Below are 18,285 nucleotides of genomic sequence, written 5' to 3' on the forward strand. Positions count from 1 at the left end.
TCCCGGATCGGATTCGCGTTCGGCTGGGTCGATGTGGTCCTCGGCGGGCGTCCGGAGCCCTGGTCCGGCTTATCCGGCCGTCCGCCGCGGACCGGCGTCTGTGTCGTTTCCGGCGGCATCGCCTGCACCGGCCGTACGGCCGCCGCCGGGCCCCTCCTCCGTACCGGTGGCCGGGGCGACCGTCTCGCCCCCGGCGGACTCGCCGCCCCCGAATCCGTTCTCCTTGCGGAAGGATTCGTAGATCTGCAGCAGCACCTGCTTCTGCCGCTCGTTGAGCGAGGGATCGGCGAGGATCACGGCACGCGTGGCCCCCTCCCGGAGGCGTTCCTCCCCGTCCCGCTCGGCGTCGAGGATGCCGGCGCGGACGTACAGCGTCTCCGCGGAGATGCGCAGGGCCTTGGCGACCTGCTGCAGCACCTCCGCGCTCGGCTTGCGCAGCCCGCGTTCGATCTGGCTCAGGTACGGATTGGACACCCCGGCGGCGTCGGCGAGCTGCCGCAGCGACAGCTGGGCGTTCCGCCGCTGTTCGCGCAGGTACTCACCGAGGTTGCCGACGTTCAGCGATGCCATGCCTCCACCTTGCCCCACCCCCGCTAACTTTTGCAAGCATCTGCTTGCAAAAGTGTGCCGGGCGTGTCGGCGGGCCGGCCGCGTCCGGGTACCCGGACGCCTGCGGACAAGTCCCGCCGCCCCGGCAACCGCCGGACGGTCGGACGGTCGGACGGTCGGACGGTCAGAAACGGAGAAGCGGCGGGCGGAGGGTCGCCGTTAGCGTGTCGGAGGCGGACCGACGGACGGAGAGACGATGAGCGGGACCACGGGGACGGACACCCGGACGAGCACGCGTACGAGCACACGGACGAGCACACCCCACGTCGCCGACAGCCACGAGCTGATCCGCGTGCACGGCGCGCGCGAGAACAACCTGCGCAACGTCAGCATCGAGATCCCCAAGCGCCGGCTCACGGTGTTCACGGGCGTGTCCGGCTCGGGCAAGAGCTCCCTGGTCTTCGACACCATCGCCGCGGAGTCGCAGCGGCTGATCAACGAGACGTACAGCGCGTTCGTGCAGGGCTTCATGCCCACCCTGGCCCGGCCCGACGTGGACGTGCTGGACGGGCTGACCACGGCGATCATCGTCGACCAGCAGCGGATGGGCGCCGACCCGCGCTCCACGGTCGGCACCGCCACCGACGCGCACGCGATGCTGCGCATCCTCTACAGCCGGCTCGGCACCCCGCACATCGGCTCGCCCAAGGCGTTCTCCTTCAACGTCGCGTCGGTCAGCGGGGCAGGCGCGGTGACCCTGCAGCGCGGCGGGCAGACGGTGAAGGAGCGGCGCGAGTTCAGCGTCACCGGCGGCATGTGCCCGCGCTGCGAGGGCCGCGGCTCGGTCACCGACATCGACCTGACCCGGCTGTACGACGAGGACAAGTCCCTGAACGAGGGCGCGCTCACCGTCCCCGGCTACAAGCCCGGCGGCTGGAACCACCGCCTCTACGCCGAATCCGGCCTCTTCGACCCGGACAAGCCGATCCGCACCTTCACCAAGCGGCAGCTCCACGACTTCCTGTACCGCGAGCCGACCCGGATGAAGATCGCGGGCATCAACATGACCTACGAGGGTCTCGTCCCGCGGATCCGGAAGTCGATGCTCGCCAAGGACCGCGAGGCGATGCAGCCGCACATCCGGGAGTTCGTGGACCGGGCGGTCACCTTCACCACCTGCCCCGACTGCGACGGCACCCGGCTCAGCGAGACCGCCCGGTCCTCCAAGATCCGCGGCATCAGCATCGCCGACGCCTGCGCCATGCAGATCAGCGACCTGGCCGAGTGGGTGCGCGCCCTGGACGAGCCGTCGGTGGCGCCGCTGCTCGCGTCGCTGGGCTCGACGCTGGACTCGTTCGTGGAGATCGGCCTCGGCTACCTCTCCCTCGACCGGCCCGCGGGCACGCTCTCCGGCGGCGAGGCGCAGCGCACGAAGATGATCCGCCACCTCGGCTCCTCGCTCACCGACGTCACGTACGTCTTCGACGAGCCGACCGCGGGCCTGCACCCGCACGACGTCCGGCGGATGAACGACCTGCTGCTGCGCCTGCGCGACAAGGGCAACACGGTGCTGGTCGTGGAGCACAAGCCGGAGGTCATCGCGATCGCCGACCACGTGGTGGACCTCGGTCCGGGCGCCGGCACGGCCGGCGGCACCGTCTGCTTCGAGGGCACCGTCGCGGGGCTGCGGGCCAGCGGCACGCTCACCGGCCGGCATCTGGACGACCGGGCTTCGCTGAAGCCGACGGTGCGCAAGCCCACCGGGGCCCTGGAGATCCGCGGCGCGACGACGCACAACCTCCAGGGCGTCGACGTCGACATCCCGCTCGGGGTGCTGGTGGTCGTCACCGGGGTCGCCGGCTCCGGCAAGAGTTCCCTCGTGCACGGGTCGATCCCGGCGGAGCAGGGCGTGGTCTTCGTGGACCAGACGCCGATCCGCGGTTCGCGGCGGAGCAACCCGGCGACGTACACCGGGCTGCTCGACCCGATCCGCAAGGCGTTCGCCAAGGCCAACGGCGTGAAGCCGGCGCTGTTCAGCGCCAACTCCGAGGGCGCCTGCCCCGCCTGCAACGGCGCCGGCGTCGTCTACACCGACCTGGGGATGATGGCCGGGGTCGCCACCACCTGCGAGGAGTGCGAGGGCAGGCGGTTCGACGCCTCGGTGCTGGAGTACCGCCTCGGCGGCCGGGACATCAGCGAGGTCCTGGAGATGCCGGTGACCCAGGCCGAGGAGTTCTTCGGCGACGGTGAGGCCCGCACCCCGGCCGCCCACCGCATCCTGCGGAACCTGGCCGACGTGGGCCTCGGCTACCTCACCCTCGGCCAGCCGCTCACCACCCTCTCCGGCGGCGAGCGGCAGCGGCTGAAGCTGGCCACGCACATGGCCGAGAAGGGCGGCGTCTACGTCCTGGACGAGCCGACCACGGGCCTCCACCTCGCCGACGTCGAGCACCTGCTCGGCCTGCTCGACCGGCTGGTGGACGCCGGCAAGTCGGTGATCGTCATCGAGCACCACCAGGCGGTCATGGCCCACGCGGACTGGATCGTCGACCTCGGCCCCGGCGCGGGCCACGACGGCGGCCGGATCGTCTTCGAGGGCACCCCCGCGGAACTGGTCGCCTCCCGCGCCACCCTCACCGGACGGCATCTGGCGGAATACGTCGTCCCGGACCCCCGGGGATAGCCCCGCCCCGCCCCTTCACCGGCCGGTCCGGCCCGCGCAGCGGCACGGGACGCAGCGGCCAGACGCCTGCCGCGCGTCCGGCCGTCCGGTCACGCGCACACCGCGGGCACGGGCAGGGGGGGCGCGGCCCCCCGCCCTCCCTGCGGATCGACGGCCGCCGCGCACCCGGCCACCACCGCGCCGACGCACACGCCGCCGGCACGCACAGAACACGCACCCCACCCCGCCCAGCGGATCGACGGCCGCCGCACCGCTGCGCCGACGCACACGCCGCGGGCACGGAAGACGCACCCCCACCCGCCCGGCGGGTCGACGGCCGCCGCGCACCCCGCCACCACCGCGCCGACGCACACGCCGCCGGCACGCGCACAAGACGCACCCCCACCCGCCCAGCGGATCGACGGCCGCCGCACCGCTGCGCCGACGCGCACGCCGCGGGCACGGAAGACGCACCCCCACCCGCCCGGCGGATCGACGGCCGCCGCACCACCCCGCCGACGCACACGCCGCCGGCACGCACAGAACACGCACCCCCACCCCGCCCGGCAGGTCGACGGCCGTCGCACTGCTGCGCCCGCCGGGCAGCCGACCGGCCTCCGGGCGGTCATCCGCACGCGGAGCGCGGCGGACGGGACGACCTCCGGCCCGGCAAGGCCGGCGGGCTTTCGGCCGGGCGCGCGATCCGCCGCCACCGGGCCGGCGCGTCCTCGGCGGCGCCGCGGCCGGCCGGCAGCCCCTTCGCCGCCGCGGGCACGGGAGACAGACCGGGCTCCGGTGCCGCTCCACCGCCACGGCGTCGGTCGGCTGCCGGCCGGGGCGGGCGGACGTCGTGCGGCCGGGCGGCGTCAGAAGGGGAGGGGGCGGGTGTGGATCACGTCCAGGCGGGAGACCGCGCGGGTCAGGACGACGTACAGCCGGTGGGCGCCCCGTTCCTCCGCCTCCGCCACGGCGGCCGGTTCGACGGCGACGACGTGGTCGTACTCCAGGCCCTTGACCATGCTCGCGGGGACGAGGGTCACCCGGGCGCCGAGGGTGTCGGGGTCGGCCGGTTCGATGCCGGCCGCGGTGAGCGCCGCCCGGACCCGGTCCGTGTCCGCGTCCGCCGTGATCACTCCGACCGACCCCTCCCGGCCGAGGGCCTCGCGCACGGCGGTCACGGTGGCGCCGAGCAGGTCCGCGGTGGGCCGCACGGTCAGCTCACCGTCCGCGCGCAGGGAGGTGGCGGCGGGCACGGCGACGTCGAGGCGGGCGAGCAGCCGGTTGGCGAGCTCCACGACGGCCGCGGGCACCCGGAAGCCGGTGGTCAGCGGCACCACCGCCGCGTCCGGCCGGCCCAGGTGGCGCAGTTGGACGGACCAGTCGCGGGCGGCCCACGGGGTGGTGCCCTGGGCGAGGTCGCCGAGGACGGTGAGCGAGCCGAACGCGGCGCGGCGGGCGATGGCGCGGCACTCCATCGGCGAGAGGTCCTGGGCCTCGTCCACGACGATGTGGCCGTACCCCTCGGGGTGTTCGATCAGCCCGGACAGCTCGTCCAGGAGGACCAGGTCGGCGGCCGACCAGCGGGCCGACTTCCAGGAGCGCGGCGGGCGGGACCACAGCAGCGCCGCCTGCTCGCCGGGGTCCAGCAGCCCGCCGGCCGCGCGGGCCAGCGCCGCGGGGTCGGTGAGGAGTTCGGCGAGGACCTCCTCGGGGCGGGCCTTGGGCCACACCGCGTCGAGCTGCGCGGTCAGCGGCCGGCACCGCTCGATGCGGCGCATCCAGGCGGCCGGCAGGGTTCCGGAGCGCCGCTCGGCCCGGTCCCGCAGGCGCCGTGCCAGCCGGGTCCGCACGCGTTCGCGGCCGACGGCGTACGGCGGTTCCTCGGCGCGCACCTCCGCGACGACGGCGGCCACCTCGTGTGCGGGCACCCGCCAGCGGTAGGAGCCGTCGGGCACGGCGAGGTCGGACACGCCGGTGGTGGCGACGCGCGCGTACAGCGCCCGGCGCAGCACCTCGGCCATGCGCGGGTCGTGCTTGACGGCGGCCGCGGGCAGCGGGTCGGCGCCGGTGGCCGGGTGGCGGGCGATCTCCTCCAGCAGGGTGGACTGGCGGACGCCGGTCTCGCCGAGGGAGGGCAGCACCTCGGCGATGTACGCCAGGAAGGTGCGGTTGGGGCCGAGGATGAGCAGGCCGGAGCGCTGGAGCCGCTGGGGGTGGGTGTACAGCAGGTACGCGGCCCGGTGCAGGCCGACGGCGGTCTTGCCGGTGCCGGGGGCGCCCTGCACGCAGACGGAGCCGGCGAGGGGGGCGCGCACGAGGTCGTCCTGCTCGGGCTGGATGGTGGCGGCGATGTCCCGCATGGGGCCGACGCGGGGCCGTTCGATCTCGCGGGCGACGATGTCGCTGGTCCGGGACTCGCCCCGGCCGAGGTGCTCGTCCTCCAGGCCGGTGAGGCCGGCGGAGTCGCCGCGGCTGCCGGGCGCCCAGCCGAACCGGCGCCGCACGGCCACGCCCTGCGGGTCGCGGGCGCTCGCCTGGTAGAAGGCGCGAGAGACGGGGGCCCGCCAGTCGACGACGAGCGGCGGGGCGGCGGGGTCCTCGGTGATCCGCAGCCGTCCGACGTGGTAGCTCTGCCCGCCGTGTCCGGGGGCGTCCTCGGCGAAGTCCAGGCGGCCGAAGAACAGCGGGCCCGGCGGGAGTTCGCGCAGGGCCTTGGCCTGGCTGCGCAGCCGGCGGCCGAGGACTTCGGCGTCGGCGCCGGAGGCGGAGACGTCCTCGCCGACGACGACCTGCTCGGCGGCGCCTTCGACCATGGCGGCGAGGGCGGCGCGGCAGGTGTCGTGGTAGGCGCGCTCGGCGTGCAGGGCGTCCTCGAGGGCGGTGTGCGGTGACGTCATGGCACCAGCGTACGCAAAAGATGTAACCGAGTTAAGTTTTTAACCGGGTCATATATCCTTGGCCGGCCGTCCGCGACTCATCCGGCGGGCTTGCGCACCGGCCCCCGCAGCCCCGCCGCCAGCCGCCCGAACGCCCGCTCGGCCGCCTCCACCGCGTCCGGCGCCACCTGCTCGGCGGTCTCCCCCGCCGCGATCCGCCGGTAGTTCTCCAGCGCGAGGATCCGCTGCACGGCGGTGATCTGACCGGCCGCCAGCCGCGCGTCCAGCCCGCCCCCGAGCGCCTCGGCGAGCGCCGCCTCCGCCCGCTCCTGATGGGCGTACGCCCGCACCACCAGGGACGGGGTGCCGTACAGCAGGCGGTGGAAGGCGAGCACCTCGGGACGGTCGTTCAGGCCGGTGACCGGGTCGCGCCGCGCCAGGCCGGCGAGGAAGTGCCGGCGCAGCGCGTCCACCGGGTCCGCCGCCCCGGCGGCCACCCCGGCGGCCTCCGTCTCGTGGTCCGCGATCCGGTACAGGACCAGGTCCTCCTTGGCCGGGAAGTACCGGAACAGGGTCGGCTTGGAGATCCCGGCCGCGGCGGCGACCTCCGCCACGGAGACCGCCTCGAAGCCGCGCTCCAGGAACAGCCGCACGGCGACGTCCGACACGTCCTGGTACATCCGGCGCTTCTTGCGCTCGCGCAGGCCCATCTCTTCCATGGGGGGAGCCTACGCAGCGTCACCCGAGCCGATCAGCCGGCCCAGCGCCGCCGCCAGGCACAGGTTCGGCGCCGCCAGCCCCAGGGACCCGGTGGCCGCCGCCAAGGTCATCGCGTACGAGTCCAGGGCCCGGCGCACGTTGGGCGCGTCCAGGCTGTCCCCGGTGACCAGCCGGTCGAGGTCCACGTACGCGGACCGCACGATCTCGATGCACCGGTACACCCGCCAGTCCTGCCGCCAGTGGCGGGTGCGGTCCGGCGTCAGGCGCTGCTCCCAGCGGCGGAACATCCGCTCCCGGATCCCCGGCCTGGTCGGGGTGAGGTGCATGTGCCGGACCAGGTCGTACAGCGGGTCGCCGACCAGGGCCAGCTCCCAGTCGATGAGGGTCAGCGCCAGGGCGTCGTCGCGGCGCACCAGATTCCAGGGGTTGAGGTCGCCGTGCAGCAGGGACGGGGTGCGGTGGGTGACCCGGTGCCGGGCGAGGATCTCGCGCAGCCGGGCGGGATCGGGCAGGCCGAGGAAGCGGGCCAGTTGCCGTGACTCCGCGGGCAGCCCGTCGACCAGCGCGACCAGCTGTTCGCTGAGCCAGCCGTGGAAGCCGGGCCGGCCCGCGAGCGGATCGACCTCGGCGTAGTCGACCTCGGTCAGCGCGGCCAGCTGGTCCACCAGCGCGTCCGCCTCGTGCGGCAGGAGGCCGTCGAGCGGGTGGTCGGGCGTGCGGCCGACGTCGCGCGGGCCCTCGTAGGTGTGGACGACGAAACCGTCCCGGCACCCGGTGCGGGCGCCGCCCGGACGGCTCGCCCCGAGCGCCAGGACCCGGGGCGCGGCGACGGCCGCGCCGGACCGCTCGATCGCCCGGAGCACCGCGTGCTCGCTCAGGAAGCTGCGTTCGCGCCGGCGCTCGTCGCGCACCTTGCGCCGGACCACGACGGGGAACGGGACGCCGGGGACGCAGACCACCGAGTTGAGGTGCGCGGTGCCCTTGAACACCCGGTCGGCGGGGGCCGCGCCCTCCAGGAGCAGGGCGTCGCGGACGGCGGTGTGCGGGAAGTCCGGGCGCTCCGGGACACGCCGGTCCGGCTCCCAGTCGATCGTCTGCGCGCTCCCCCCGCCGGCCGGCCCCGGCACCCCGCCGGGTGGGGGTGGTTCGCCGGCGACACGGGGCCGATCACGGCCGGCGCGTCCCCCGCTCGTGTCGTGGGGGACGGATGGTGCGCCCACAGGCCGCTCCGGGGTTCGCTCGCGCTGGGATCGCACGGAAGGTGACGGGGGGACGAGAAGGAGGAGTGGACGAGGTCGGGCGAGGACGGGTCGGTGAAAAGCTATGCCCTGACGGAGGCCGACGCGACCGGAAGCCCGGCCGGGCAGCCAGGCGGGTGATCCGCCGCTCAGCTGTGCGGGGCCGGGCGGGGCCGGCGCGTTCGCCGCGTCCCGCGCGCGGTGATCCGGGCGGCGCCCTGATCGCCGCCCGGATGCTGTCGCTTCCCCGGGCCTCGTCGGTCCGCGACTCCCGCGCCGCCTCCGACCAGTCGGCCGTGCTGTCCACGAAGGCGGACCCCGGGGAGCCGGGGTCGCCGTCGCGGACACGGTGGGTGAGTGTGGCGCCGGGGCCGTGGACGCCGTCCGCGCTCCGCACCCGCAGTTCCTCCGCGACCCGGCGGAACGCGCTGCCGCCCGCCTGGTCCTCGCTCGCGCGGACGTGCGGATGGCGCGGGCTACGGCCGCCGGAGCCGCAGCGCCAGCAGCAGGGGCTCCAGGGAGTGGACGACGTGTTCGGCTCCGGCCTCCAGCAAGGGCCTCGCCTTCTCCGCGTCACGTGCGTAGCCGAGGAACGGCACGCCGGCGCGCCGTGCGGCGTGGAGGTCGGAGGGCGAGTCGCCGATCATCAGGGCGCTCGGCGCGGCGGCGCCCATCGCGTCGAGGGCCCGGGTGAGGCAGTACGGGTCGGGTTTGAGGCGGCGCACCTCCGCGGTGCGGCCGTATATGTGGGGGGCGAAGCAGGCGGTGAGTCCGCGGCTGTCGAGGTAGGCGCGGACCGCGCGGGGCGAGTTGTTGGTGGTGACGGCCAGGCGGGAGCCGACCGCGGTCCAGGTGCGGATCAGCGGGTCGGCGAAGGCGGTCGGCAGCGCCGAGGCCGCGGCGCGCAGCTCCTCCTCGGTGAGGCGTTCCTCCAGTTCGGTGACGAGGTCGCTGCCGCGGCGCCGGCGGTCCACGGCGCGCAGCACCAGGTGCGGGTCCGCCGCGGAGCGCTCGGTGTCGTCCAGCAGGCCGTGCAGCCCGCGCCGGGCCAGCCACTGCACCAGGCCGGCCGCCACCCGTTCCGCCCGGTGCTGGGCGAAGAGGCGGCAGATCGGCCCGTCGAAGTCCCAGAGGACCACCCGGGCGCGCCGCAGCACCGCCTGCAACCGCTCGTCCGTCCCCGTCGCGGGAGCGGTCGCCGTCCCCGCCGCGGGAGCGGTCGCCGTTCCGGTCGTCGTGTCGGTCGTCGTCTTCGAGGTCACTAGGAGAGTGTCAGGTCCGTGGTGATGGTTTCCCAGAGGGCGTCGAACCACTTCTGCGACTGGTCCACGAACGCGGCCTCCCGCTGACCGGCCCCGCTCTGGAAGGAGAACAGCAGGGACTCGAAGCCGAGGGTGTCGTACATCTCCAGCGTGCCGGCCTCCGTGAGCTCCTCGCGGCGCGTGACCATGTAGTACGCGAAGAGCGCCTCCGACCCGTTGAGCAGGTACAGCTTCACGGGCGGGGTGAACGGCAGGGCCCGGAAGGTCACCGCCACGTCGATGTCGTGGGTGCCGCGCAACGCCCGGAGGTTGTACTGGAGCACCTGGCCCTGGGCGTTGCGCATCGCCAGCCAGCGCTGGTGGACCGTGTCGTCGCCGCCGGCGGCGTCGACGGACACCGGGAAGGCGAGGTTGATGTCCCGGGACGGCAGCAGGATGCGCACGTCGATCCGCTCGGGCCGCAGCCGGCCGTCGTGGATCAGCCGGAGCGGCTCGCCGAGGGCGGGGATGAGGCTCTGCGCGGTCAGGCAGACGGCGTCGATGCGCACGTGCGGCGCGGCGAAGGCCGCGGTCAGCCGGGGGGCGAGGGCCACCATGGTCGGCTGGGGCTCCTCGTGCCGGGCAGCGGGTCCGGCGACCCGGGGCGGGCTGCCCTTGCTGACGTGGCTGAGCAGGCCGTCCTGCTGGAGCCGCCGCAGGGCCTGGCGCACGGCGCCCCGCTCGACGCCGAACTCCTCGGCCAGCTCGGCCTGGGTGGGCAGCCGTTCACCGGCCCGGAGGACGCCGGTCCGGATGCGTTCGCGCAGGGTGTCGGCGATCTGCTGGGGCGTGAGTCTTCCGCTGCCGTTCACGGCCACATGCTCCTGGGTCACGACCAAACGGTACAACTGGCTTCCACTTGTCGGGAGTTGTCGGGAAGTTGTTTATGCGGCGCTGCCAAGTGGGGACAACTCAGATGAAGTTGGTTGCCAACTTGAGCGAGTTGGTGGAAGTTTCGCCTCCCCGCACCCCCGTGACCCGTCCGCCGGCAGCCCGAAGGGGGATGCACCGTGCCTGTCCTCGCCCTCCTCACCGCCCTGTTCGTCTTCGGTTTCGAGCAGCTCGTCCAGTGGAAGTACGGCGCCGCCGGGATCGTCGGCATGCTGCTGGTCACCGTGGGCGTCAAGGCCGGCAGCCCGGCGGTCAGCTCCGCCGGCGCGGTCCTGCTCGCGGTGCTCCTCGCGGGGCCCGCGCTATAGCGCCAGGACCAGGTCGGAGCTGATCGTCCCCCACAGCGCGTCGAACCACAGGCGCGACTGCTCCACGAACGCCGCGTCCCGCTGCCCGGCCCGCTCCTCGAAGGCGAACAGCATGGACCGGGTGCCGTCGGCGTCGTACATCTTCACGTGCTCGTGCTCGATCTCCCGCTCGCGGCGCCCCAGCGTGTAGTACGCGAACAGCGCCTCGGAACCGTTGAGCAGGTACAGCTTGACCGGCGGGGTGAACGGCAGCGCCCGGAAGGAGACGTGCACGTCGATGCCGTGGGTGGCGCGCAGGGCCAGCAGGTTCTGCCGCAGCACCAGGCCCTGGGCGTTGCGCTGGGTCAGCCAGCGCCGGTGCAGCAGGCCGTGGTCGTCGGAGTCCACCGGAGACGGGAAGGCGAGGTCGATGTTCCGGCTGGGCAGCAGCAGCCGGACGTCGATCGTGGCCGGTTCCAGCCGCCCCGCGTGGATCTGCCGCAGCGGCTCGCCGATCGCCAGGGTGAGCGAGACCGAGGTCAGGCAGAGGGCGTCGATCCGCACGTGCGGGGCGGCGAAGGCCGCCGCGATGCGCGGCGCGAGTCCCACCATGGTGGGCTGGGGCGGCGCCGCGGGGCCGGCCGGGTGACGGGCCGGCCCCGTCGCCGGCGCCACCCTGGCCGGGCTGCCCTTGGAAACGTCGGTGAGCAGTTGCTCCGACTGCAGGATGCGCAGGGCCTGCCGCACGGCGCCGCGTTCGACCCCGAACTCGTCGGCCAGCTCGGCCTGGGTGGGCATGCGCTCGCCCGGCCGCAGCACACCGGACCTGATCCGGCTGCGCAGTACGTCGGCGATCTCGCGGTGGGACTGGCGTGGCCGTTGTGACCTCGTCCGCCCACTGGCGGAGGCGTGCTCCGGGTCCACGGTCGAACACTACAACTTCCCGCCAAGTTACGGCAGTTCAGCGGCGGGTGGTTATGAGCCGCTTCCCGGCGGAGATAAGTACAGTGAAGTTGGCAGCCAACTTCTCCCGACCTGGTCGAGCTTCCCAGGGGTTGGCCGACCGGGTTCCCTTCCGGAGGGGAGCCGGGAGCCCGGACAGGGGACGGTCACCGGAGCGCACAGCCACAACTGAACATCCCGCACAGTCACAACCGAACACCGCATCGCACAGCCACAACTGAACAGCTCGCCACGGAAGAACACCCGGCGCCGCCGCATGAGGGGAGCCGCAGCGCAGGGCCGGGCAGCACAGTCCGCCCGGACGAGCACACCAGGGCGCCGGCCTCCGCGGACGGCGCCCTTCCGTGCGCCCGCGCCCGCCCCCGCGAGCCCGCCGGGCCGCCGGGCCGGGCCGCCGGGACGCCGGGCCGCCGGGACGCCCGGCCGCCGGGCACGCTCACGTCAGGCCAGCAGGTCGTCCACCTGCGCCTCGCCCACCCGGTACCGGCGCGCGATCTCCCCGCTGCAGTCGTCGACCGTGCGCTGCAGCCGCTGCCGGCGCCGGGACACCTCCTGCTCGTAACGGACCAGGCGGCCCATCGCGGCGGTCAGTTCGGGATCGGTGCGGGCCGTCAGGTCGGACAGCTCCACGTCGGCCAGCATCGCGGCGGCCAGCTCCCGGTACTCCTCGCTGTGCGGGGTGCCGAGCGTGACGTGGCGGGCCGAGGAGCGGTGCCGGGCCGGGGGGTCCGTGAGGATCTCCGGGAGCCGGTCCACCACCGAGCCGTCCACGGGCGCCGGGACGGCGGCCCGGCCGCGCCGGCCCAGTTCCGCGCGCAGGATGTCGATCCGGCCCTGCAGCAGCCGCCGCACATAGCTGAGGTCCGCCTCGTCGCACTGGGCGTCACGGCGCAGGGCGCGCAGTTCGGGCAGGCTCAGCCGGACCAGGTCGGGCCCGGGCGGCCCGGCGGGCGGCACGGGGCCCGCGGGGCCGTCGGCGCGCTGCGCGGGCGGCCGGCGGGTCTTGTGCGGTGCCAGCCGCCCGCTGGTACTCGGTGTGCTCATCTGCTGGTGACCGTCCCCTCGACCGGCGTGTGGACAGCATCGTGCCACCCCGACCGGCCGCTATGTGACCGAGTGCCCCCGAACGGCCCCAGATGGGCGGTAACGGAACCAATTGGGCCTCCTGCGGCCGGGCGCGGGGCACCGGGCATGATGGTCCGCATGCGTGCGGTGGTGCAGAGGGTGGACGGCGCGAGCGTCGTCGTGGACGGCGAGACGGTGGGCGCGATCGAGGGCGAGGGGCTGTGCGTCCTGGTCGGGGTGACCCACGAGGACACCGAGGAGGAGGCCGCCCGGCTGGCCCGCAAGCTGTGGACGCTGCGGATGCTGCACGACGAGAGGTCGTGCAGCGACACCGGGGCGCCGCTGCTGGTGATCAGCCAGTTCACGCTGTACGGCGACGCCCGCAAGGGCCGCCGGCCCACGTGGAACGCGGCGGCCCCGGGCGAGGTCGCCGAGCCGCTGGTGGACGAGGTCGTGGCCCGGCTGCGGGCGCTGGGCGCGACGGTGGCGACGGGCCGGTTCGGCACGCACATGCGGGTGTCGCTGACGAACGACGGCCCGTTCACCGTGCTGCTGGAGGTCTAGCGGGTCGCGCTTACGCCGCGCGCCCCCGGCCGGCCCCTACGGTTCCACGACGACTTCCTGCGCGGCCGCCGTGTCCCCGGCGAGCAGGCGGGCGTCGGCCGGGACGTTGCGCTTGACGAGCGCGAGGGCGACCGGGCCCAGCTCGTGGTGGCGCACGGACGTGGTCACGAAGCCGATCCTGCGGCCGTCGGGGCCCTCGTCCGCGAGGCGTATGTCCGTGCCGGGCGCCGGCAGGTGCACCTCGCTGCCGTCCAGGTGCAGGAAGACCAGCCTGCGGGGCGGCTTGCCCAGGTTCTGCACGCGGGCGACCGTCTCCTGGCCGCGGTAGCAGCCCTTCTGCAGGTGCACCGCCGTGCCGATCCAGCCGAGTTCGTGCGGGATGGTGCGGTGGTCGGTCTCGAAGCCCAGCCGGGGGCGGTGGTGCTCGACGCGCAGCGCCTCGTACGCCAGCAGACCGGCCGCGGGACCGTGCCCGGCGGCGAAGTCCTCCAGCGCCTCCCGCGGCAGGAACAGGTCGCGCCCGTACGCCGTCTCGCGTACGACGGCCCCGTCCGGCGCCTCGGCGATCGACCCGGCGGGCAGGTGCACCACGGCGATGTCGCCGGTGCGGTCGGCGACCTCCACCCGGTAGAAGAACTTCATCGACTCCAGGTACGCGACCAGCGCCTCCTGGGTGCCCGGCTCCACGTGCGCCCAGACGGTCGCGCCGTCGTCCACCAGGTACAGCGCGTGCTCGATGTGCCCGTGCGCGGAGAGGATCAGCGCCTCGGTGGCCTGCCCGGGGGGCAGTTCGCTGACGTGCTGGGTGAGCAGCAGGTGCAGCCAGCTCAGCCGGTCCTCGCCGCTGACGGTGACGACGCCGCGGTGGGACAGGTCGACGAATCCGGTGCCGTCGGCGAGGGCGCGCTGCTCGCGGAACAGGTCGCCGTAGTGGGCGGCGACGCCTTCGTCCACGCCCTCGGCGGGGACGGCGCCGGGCAGGGACAGCAGGGGGCTCTTCATACCGCAAGCCTACGACGTGGTAGTTGAACCCTTCAGGGAACAGTCCCGGCACCGGCCGAAGATCGCGAAGTGCTTCATGTCGGTGTCGAACCCGAACCGGTCGCGCAGCTTGGCCGTGAACTCCGCGGCCACGTCCAGGTCGGCCTCGATCACGTTCTCGCAGTCGCGGCAGACCAGGTGCAGGTGGTGGTGGCGGTCGGCGAGGTGGTAGGTGGGCGCGCCGTGGCCCAGATGGGCGTGGCTGACCAGGCCCAGCTCCTCCAGCAGCTCCAGCGTGCGGTACACCGTGGAAATGTTGACCCCCGACGCCGTCTTCCTCACTTCCACGAGGATGTCGTCGGGGGTCGCGTGCTCGAGCGCGTCCACGGCTTCGAGGACAAGCTGCCGCTGCGGCGTCAGCCGGTAGCCGCGCTGCCTGAGGTCGCTCTTCCAGTCGGTGCTCACCACACCGAAGAGTCTAGGACCACTCGGGCGGACCTACCGGGAGACGGACCTGCGCGGTGGCGGGCCTACTTGAAGAAGGCGATGCCGTCGTCGGGGAGGTCGTCGGGGAGGGCCTTCGCCCAGCGCTCGACCTCTTCGGGGGTGACGACCTTCTTCAGCTGGGCGGACATGTAGGGGCGCAGCGTGACCTCGGGGGTCTGCTTCTCACCGACCCACATCAGGTCGCCCTTCACGTACCCGTACAGCCGCTTGCCGCCGCTGTAGGGCTGCGAGGCGGGCGTGCGGGCGACCGCGTCCGTCGCCAGGTCGATCTGCGGCTTCTTGTCGGCCAGCTCGCCGTACCAGATCTCCACCACACCGTCGTCGCGGACCATGGTGACCTCGACCTTGCGGTCGGCGTCGATCCGCCAGTAACCGTACTCCGACTCCAGCGGGCGGACCTTCTCGCCCTGCTGGTCCAGCACCCAGGTGCGGGAGTGGTACTCCAGGAAGTCACGGCCGTCGTGGGTGAAGCTGACCTCCTGCCCGAAGTTGCACTTCTGCGAGCCGGGGAAGTCGTGCACGCCCGCGCCGGCCCAGTTGCCGAGCAGGAAGGCGAGCGGGACGAGGTCCTTGTGCAGGTCGGACGGGATCTCGATCATGTACGGCAGCTTTCCTAGGGGTGGGTCAGCGCTGGCCCTGGTACAGCTTCTTCACGGTCAGACCGGCGAAGGCGAGCACGCCGACGCAGACCAGGACCAGCAGGGTTTCGAAGAAGATCTCCACGGGTGCTCCTTGAGCGGGGTGGGCGGACGACAGAGCCGCAGCCCAGCTTACGCGGCCGGGCCCGGGGCTCCCCTGGCGAGGTGGGCCGTAGGGCTACGCTGCCCGCATGGCGAAGAAGCTGGTGATCAAGGTGACGGCCGGGGCGGACGCCCCCGAGCGCTGCTCGCAGGCGTTCACGGTGGCCGCGGTGGCCGTGGCCAGCGGGGTCGAGGTCTCGCTGTGGCTGACCGGGGAGTCCTCCTGGTTCGCGCTGCCGGGGCGGGCCGCGGAGTTCGAACTGCCGCACGCGGCGCCGCTGCCGGACCTGATCGACTCGGTCCTCGCCGCCGGACGGATCACGCTGTGCACGCAGTGCGCGGCCCGGCGGGAGATCACGGAGCGGGACGTCATCGAGGGCGTGCGGATCGCGGGCGCGCAGGTGTTCGTCCAGGAGGCCCTGGAGGACGGCGCCCAGGCGCTGGTGTACTGACCCGCGCCGGGACGGCCGGCCCCGGCCGGCCGGGTTGCCGCCGCGCGCGGGAGCTAGGGGCGCGGGCGCTTCCTGCCGTCCAGCTCGTCCCACCACTCGTCGGACTGCGGGTCGCCGGAGGGGTCGTCCCACCAGCGGTCCTCCGGGCCCCGCCGGTTGGCGACCATCGCCGCGACCGGCGGGATGACCATGGCCAGGACGCACAGGCCGACGGCCGCGGGGACGGACCAGAGGCGTACCACCCCCCACGCCAGGACGAAGAGGCCGATACAGGTCCCCATCATGGCGAAGTAGACGTGCCGTCGCCGGGCGTACATGCTTCCAGGGTAGGTCCGGCGGGCCCGTCACGACTGATCCACAATCCCCCGCGGGCCGGGGCCGGCCGGGTTACCGTTTCGGTGCAGCACCGCTTCCTGAGACCGCCACCGACCCGGGGGAAACCACCACATGCGCGCCCTGCGAATACTTCTGATCCTCGTCGTGGTCCTGGGCGGGTTGTTCGTGATCGCGGACCGGGTCGCCGTGCACTTCGCGGAGGGCGAGGCCGCGGAGAAGCTGAAGGCGAGGGAGAACCTGTCGTCCACCCCGGAGGTGGACATCAAGGGCTTCCCGTTCCTCACCCAGCTCGCGGGCGGCTCCCTGGACGACGTCGAGGTCGGCATCGAGGACTACGAGGCCGCCACCGGCGCGCCCGGCCGGACCCTGCGGATCGACGGCCTGAAGGCCGACATGAAGGGCGTCGAGTTCTCCGGCGACTACAGCTCCGCCACCGCGGCCACCGCCACCGGTACCGCGACGGTCTCCTACGCCGAACTGCTGAAGACCGCCAAGCCCGAGCCCACCGAGGTCGTCCCCGGCCTGAAGGCCCAGGTCACCAAGCTCGCCGACGGCGGCAACGGCAAGATCAAGGTGACGGCCCACCTGTCCGGCTCGCTCGGACCCGTCCCGGTCGACCAGACCGTCTCCGTGCTCAGCTCGGTGAGCGTGGTGGACGGCCGTGTCGAGGTGCACGCCGACTCGCTGCCCCAGCTGGGCGCCGCCGCGATCGCCGAGAGCCGCGTCCGCCGGATCACCGACTTCCGGCAGGCCATCGACCGGCTGCCCGGCGGCATCGAGCTGGACAGGGTGGAGGCGGCGCCGGACGGCGTGAAGATCCACGTGAAGGGTTCGGACGTCAAGCTGGCGGGGTAGGGATCGGCGTCGCGGCCCCGCGGCCGCCGGTGGGCGTCCGCTGTCCGCCTGGCGAGACGGTTCCGTCCGCAGCGTAGATACGACGCCCCGCACACGCGCCCGGGAGGCCGCCGGCCGGCCCTCCGGGCGCGTTTTCGTTCCGCCATACGGACAATCGTGTCTCGCCATGTGACACACCGGTGACACGCCCGCCCGGACGTCCCTACGATCGGGACCATGAGGCGACAGGCGGATCTCACGAAGCGGCGGGCAGTGGACCTGTGCCGCGTTGCCGCCATGCTCTGTCGCCCGTTCTGAGCGGACCCCGTTTCCGCGTCCCACCCCGCCCCGCATCAGGGCCCCCGTGCGCCGCTCGGCCGTCGAGCGCGCCCTCTCCAGTCGCACGCCCCGCCGCAACTGCCCCGGAGGAGAAACAGCATGAGCCGCAGCGACGTCCTGGTCGACGCCGACTGGCTCCAGGAGCACCTGGACGACCCGACCATCGCGATCGTGGAGGTGGACGAGGACACGTCCGCCTACGAGAAGAACCACATCAGGAACGCGATCCGCATCGACTGGACGAAGGACCTCCAGGACCCGGTCCGCCGTGACTTCATCGACCAGGAGGGCTTCGAGAAGCTCCTGTCGGAGAAGGGCATCGCCAACGACCACACGGTCGTCCTCTACGGCGGCAACAACAACTGGTTCGCGTCCTACGCCTACTGGTACTTCAAGCTCTACGGCCACGAGAGCGTCAAGCTCCTCGACGGCGGGCGCAAGAAGTGGGAGCTGGACGCCCGCGAGCTGGTCCCCGGCGACGAGGTGCCCGAGCGCCCGAAGACCGACTACCGGGCCAAGCCGCAGGACACCTCGATCCGCGCGTTCCGTGACGACGTCGTGGCGGCCATCGGCTCCCACAACCTCGTCGACGTCCGCTCGCCCGACGAGTTCTCCGGCAAGCTGCTCGCCCCGGCCCACCTGCCGCAGGAGCAGTCGCAGCGCCCGGGCCACGTGCCGAGCGCCAAGAACATCCCGTGGTCGAAGAACGCCAACGACGACGGCACCTTCAAGTCGGACGAGGAGCTGAAGGCCCTCTACGCCGAGGAGAACGTGGACCTCGCCAAGGACACGATCGCCTACTGCCGCATCGGCGAGCGCTCGGCCCTGACCTGGTTCGTGCTGCACGAGCTGCTCGGCGTGGAGAACGTCAAGAACTACGACGGCTCCTGGACCGAGTACGGCTCCCTCGTCGGCGTGCCGATCGAGCTCGGCTCCGGCAAGTAACCCACCCAGCCACCCATCCCGACCGACCTCCTGGT

General features: G+C 73.5%; 18 protein-coding genes and 1 pseudogene. 7 read left to right on the plus strand and 12 right to left on the minus strand.

Annotation, left to right across the window (positions count from 1 at the left end; genetic code table 11):
- Positions 1-69: 69 nt before the first annotated feature.
- A complete protein-coding gene (locus tag ABZ261_RS20755) occupies positions 70-570 on the minus strand; it encodes a helix-turn-helix transcriptional regulator (RefSeq protein ID WP_356861183.1) in 501 nt (166 codons plus the stop codon).
- 235 nt (positions 571-805) lie between these two features.
- On the opposite strand from ABZ261_RS20755, the gene ABZ261_RS20760 reads away from it, so the two are divergent.
- The gene (locus ABZ261_RS20760) at positions 806-3,232 is read left to right on the plus strand and encodes an excinuclease ABC subunit UvrA (protein WP_356861185.1); all 2,427 of its coding nucleotides are present in this window, start codon (positions 806-808) and stop codon (positions 3,230-3,232) included.
- 845 nt (positions 3,233-4,077) lie between these two features.
- On the opposite strand, the gene ABZ261_RS20765 is transcribed toward ABZ261_RS20760, so the two are convergent.
- From ABZ261_RS20765 to ABZ261_RS20785, 5 genes and pseudogenes are all read right to left on the minus strand, one after another.
- On the minus strand, positions 4,078-6,108 hold the full coding sequence (locus ABZ261_RS20765) for an AAA family ATPase (RefSeq protein ID WP_356861187.1): 2,031 nt from the start codon (positions 6,106-6,108) through the stop codon (positions 4,078-4,080).
- Positions 6,109-6,185: 77 nt separating this feature from the next.
- Positions 6,186-6,806 carry a helix-turn-helix domain-containing protein gene (locus ABZ261_RS20770; protein ID WP_356861189.1) on the minus strand — a complete coding sequence of 207 codons (621 nt, stop codon included), beginning with the start codon at positions 6,804-6,806 and terminating at the stop codon, positions 6,186-6,188.
- 9 nt (positions 6,807-6,815) lie between these two features.
- Positions 6,816-7,904 (minus strand): annotated as a pseudogene (locus ABZ261_RS20775) (aminoglycoside phosphotransferase family protein); the annotation flags it as partial.
- Between the two features lie 617 nt (positions 7,905-8,521).
- Complete coding sequence (locus ABZ261_RS20780; RefSeq protein WP_356861191.1) at positions 8,522-9,358, minus strand: HAD family hydrolase; 837 nt, start codon at positions 9,356-9,358, stop codon at positions 8,522-8,524.
- Positions 9,307-10,185, minus strand: a complete 879-nt coding sequence (locus ABZ261_RS20785; protein ID WP_356861305.1) for a winged helix-turn-helix domain-containing protein — start codon at positions 10,183-10,185, stop codon at positions 9,307-9,309. Before ABZ261_RS20785 ends, ABZ261_RS20780 begins: the two co-directional genes overlap by 52 nt.
- A 171-nt stretch (positions 10,186-10,356) precedes the next feature.
- Between ABZ261_RS20785 and ABZ261_RS20790 the strand changes: the two genes are divergently transcribed.
- Positions 10,357-10,545, plus strand: a complete 189-nt coding sequence (locus ABZ261_RS20790; protein WP_356861193.1) for a hypothetical protein — start codon at positions 10,357-10,359, stop codon at positions 10,543-10,545.
- On the opposite strand, the gene ABZ261_RS20795 is transcribed toward ABZ261_RS20790, so the two are convergent.
- On the minus strand, positions 10,540-11,448 hold the full coding sequence (locus tag ABZ261_RS20795; RefSeq protein WP_356861195.1) for a winged helix-turn-helix domain-containing protein: 909 nt from the start codon (positions 11,446-11,448) through the stop codon (positions 10,540-10,542). The genes ABZ261_RS20790 and ABZ261_RS20795 overlap by 6 nt on opposite strands.
- Before the next feature lie 480 nt (positions 11,449-11,928).
- A complete protein-coding gene (locus ABZ261_RS20800; protein WP_356861197.1) occupies positions 11,929-12,531 on the minus strand; it encodes an aerial mycelium formation protein in 603 nt (200 codons plus the stop codon).
- Between the two features lie 159 nt (positions 12,532-12,690).
- On the opposite strand from ABZ261_RS20800, the gene dtd reads away from it, so the two are divergent.
- Positions 12,691-13,116, plus strand: coding sequence for a D-aminoacyl-tRNA deacylase (dtd, locus tag ABZ261_RS20805; protein WP_356861199.1), 426 nt, complete (start codon positions 12,691-12,693; stop codon positions 13,114-13,116).
- 36 nt (positions 13,117-13,152) lie between these two features.
- Here the strand turns inward: dtd and ABZ261_RS20810 are convergent, their stop codons facing one another.
- The 3 genes from ABZ261_RS20810 to ABZ261_RS20820 all read right to left on the minus strand — a co-directional run bounded on the left by ABZ261_RS20810 (position 13,153) and on the right by ABZ261_RS20820 (position 15,203).
- The gene (locus tag ABZ261_RS20810; RefSeq protein WP_356861201.1) at positions 13,153-14,118 is read right to left on the minus strand and encodes a folate-binding protein; all 966 of its coding nucleotides are present in this window, start codon (positions 14,116-14,118) and stop codon (positions 13,153-13,155) included.
- Positions 14,119-14,127: 9 nt separating this feature from the next.
- Complete coding sequence (locus tag ABZ261_RS20815; protein ID WP_356861203.1) at positions 14,128-14,565, minus strand: transcriptional repressor; 438 nt, start codon at positions 14,563-14,565, stop codon at positions 14,128-14,130.
- A 62-nt stretch (positions 14,566-14,627) separates the two neighbouring features.
- Positions 14,628-15,203, minus strand: coding sequence for an FABP family protein (locus tag ABZ261_RS20820; RefSeq protein ID WP_356861205.1), 576 nt, complete (start codon positions 15,201-15,203; stop codon positions 14,628-14,630).
- A gap of 230 nt (positions 15,204-15,433) precedes the next feature.
- On the opposite strand from ABZ261_RS20820, the gene ABZ261_RS20825 reads away from it, so the two are divergent.
- Positions 15,434-15,796: a DsrE family protein gene (locus ABZ261_RS20825; RefSeq protein ID WP_356861207.1), complete on the plus strand. Its 363-nt coding sequence runs from the start codon at positions 15,434-15,436 to the stop codon at positions 15,794-15,796.
- Positions 15,797-15,849: 53 nt separating this feature from the next.
- Here the strand turns inward: ABZ261_RS20825 and ABZ261_RS20830 are convergent, their stop codons facing one another.
- Positions 15,850-16,113 carry a DUF3099 domain-containing protein gene (locus tag ABZ261_RS20830; protein ID WP_356861209.1) on the minus strand — a complete coding sequence of 88 codons (264 nt, stop codon included), beginning with the start codon at positions 16,111-16,113 and terminating at the stop codon, positions 15,850-15,852.
- Between the two features lie 130 nt (positions 16,114-16,243).
- Here ABZ261_RS20830 and ABZ261_RS20835 point away from each other — a divergent pair, with 130 nt between their 5' ends.
- From ABZ261_RS20835 to ABZ261_RS20845, 3 genes are all read left to right on the plus strand, one after another.
- Positions 16,244-16,987: a DUF2993 domain-containing protein gene (locus tag ABZ261_RS20835; RefSeq protein WP_356861211.1), complete on the plus strand. Its 744-nt coding sequence runs from the start codon at positions 16,244-16,246 to the stop codon at positions 16,985-16,987.
- 216 nt (positions 16,988-17,203) lie between these two features.
- Positions 17,204-17,284 (plus strand): Ms5788A family Cys-rich leader peptide, encoded by an 81-nt coding sequence (locus ABZ261_RS20840; protein WP_351055874.1) that lies wholly within the window; start codon positions 17,204-17,206, stop codon positions 17,282-17,284.
- Positions 17,285-17,404: 120 nt separating this feature from the next.
- Positions 17,405-18,250 (plus strand): sulfurtransferase, encoded by an 846-nt coding sequence (locus ABZ261_RS20845; RefSeq protein ID WP_356861212.1) that lies wholly within the window; start codon positions 17,405-17,407, stop codon positions 18,248-18,250.
- Positions 18,251-18,285 lie beyond the last annotated feature (35 nt).

The organism is Streptomyces sp. NPDC006193 (assembly GCF_040613915.1).
In the GTDB taxonomy this organism is placed as follows: Bacteria; Actinomycetota; Actinomycetes; order Streptomycetales; family Streptomycetaceae; genus Streptomyces.

Coding starts and splice junctions, on each gene's coding strand:
- ABZ261_RS20755 (WP_356861183.1), bottom strand. CDS start 570: ATGGCATCGCTGAACGTCGGCAACCTCGGTGAGTACCTGCGCGAACAG.
- ABZ261_RS20760 (WP_356861185.1), top strand. CDS start 806: ATGAGCGGGACCACGGGGACGGACACCCGGACGAGCACGCGTACGAGC.
- ABZ261_RS20765 (WP_356861187.1), bottom strand. CDS start 6,108: ATGACGTCACCGCACACCGCCCTCGAGGACGCCCTGCACGCCGAGCGC.
- ABZ261_RS20770 (WP_356861189.1), bottom strand. CDS start 6,806: ATGGAAGAGATGGGCCTGCGCGAGCGCAAGAAGCGCCGGATGTACCAG.
- ABZ261_RS20800 (WP_356861197.1), bottom strand. CDS start 12,531: ATGAGCACACCGAGTACCAGCGGGCGGCTGGCACCGCACAAGACCCGC.
- dtd (WP_356861199.1), top strand. CDS start 12,691: ATGCGTGCGGTGGTGCAGAGGGTGGACGGCGCGAGCGTCGTCGTGGAC.
- ABZ261_RS20810 (WP_356861201.1), bottom strand. CDS start 14,118: ATGAAGAGCCCCCTGCTGTCCCTGCCCGGCGCCGTCCCCGCCGAGGGC.
- ABZ261_RS20820 (WP_356861205.1), bottom strand. CDS start 15,203: ATGATCGAGATCCCGTCCGACCTGCACAAGGACCTCGTCCCGCTCGCC.
- ABZ261_RS20825 (WP_356861207.1), top strand. CDS start 15,434: ATGGCGAAGAAGCTGGTGATCAAGGTGACGGCCGGGGCGGACGCCCCC.
- ABZ261_RS20830 (WP_356861209.1), bottom strand. CDS start 16,113: ATGTACGCCCGGCGACGGCACGTCTACTTCGCCATGATGGGGACCTGT.
- ABZ261_RS20835 (WP_356861211.1), top strand. CDS start 16,244: ATGCGCGCCCTGCGAATACTTCTGATCCTCGTCGTGGTCCTGGGCGGG.
- ABZ261_RS20840 (WP_351055874.1), top strand. CDS start 17,204: ATGAGGCGACAGGCGGATCTCACGAAGCGGCGGGCAGTGGACCTGTGC.
- ABZ261_RS20845 (WP_356861212.1), top strand. CDS start 17,405: ATGAGCCGCAGCGACGTCCTGGTCGACGCCGACTGGCTCCAGGAGCAC.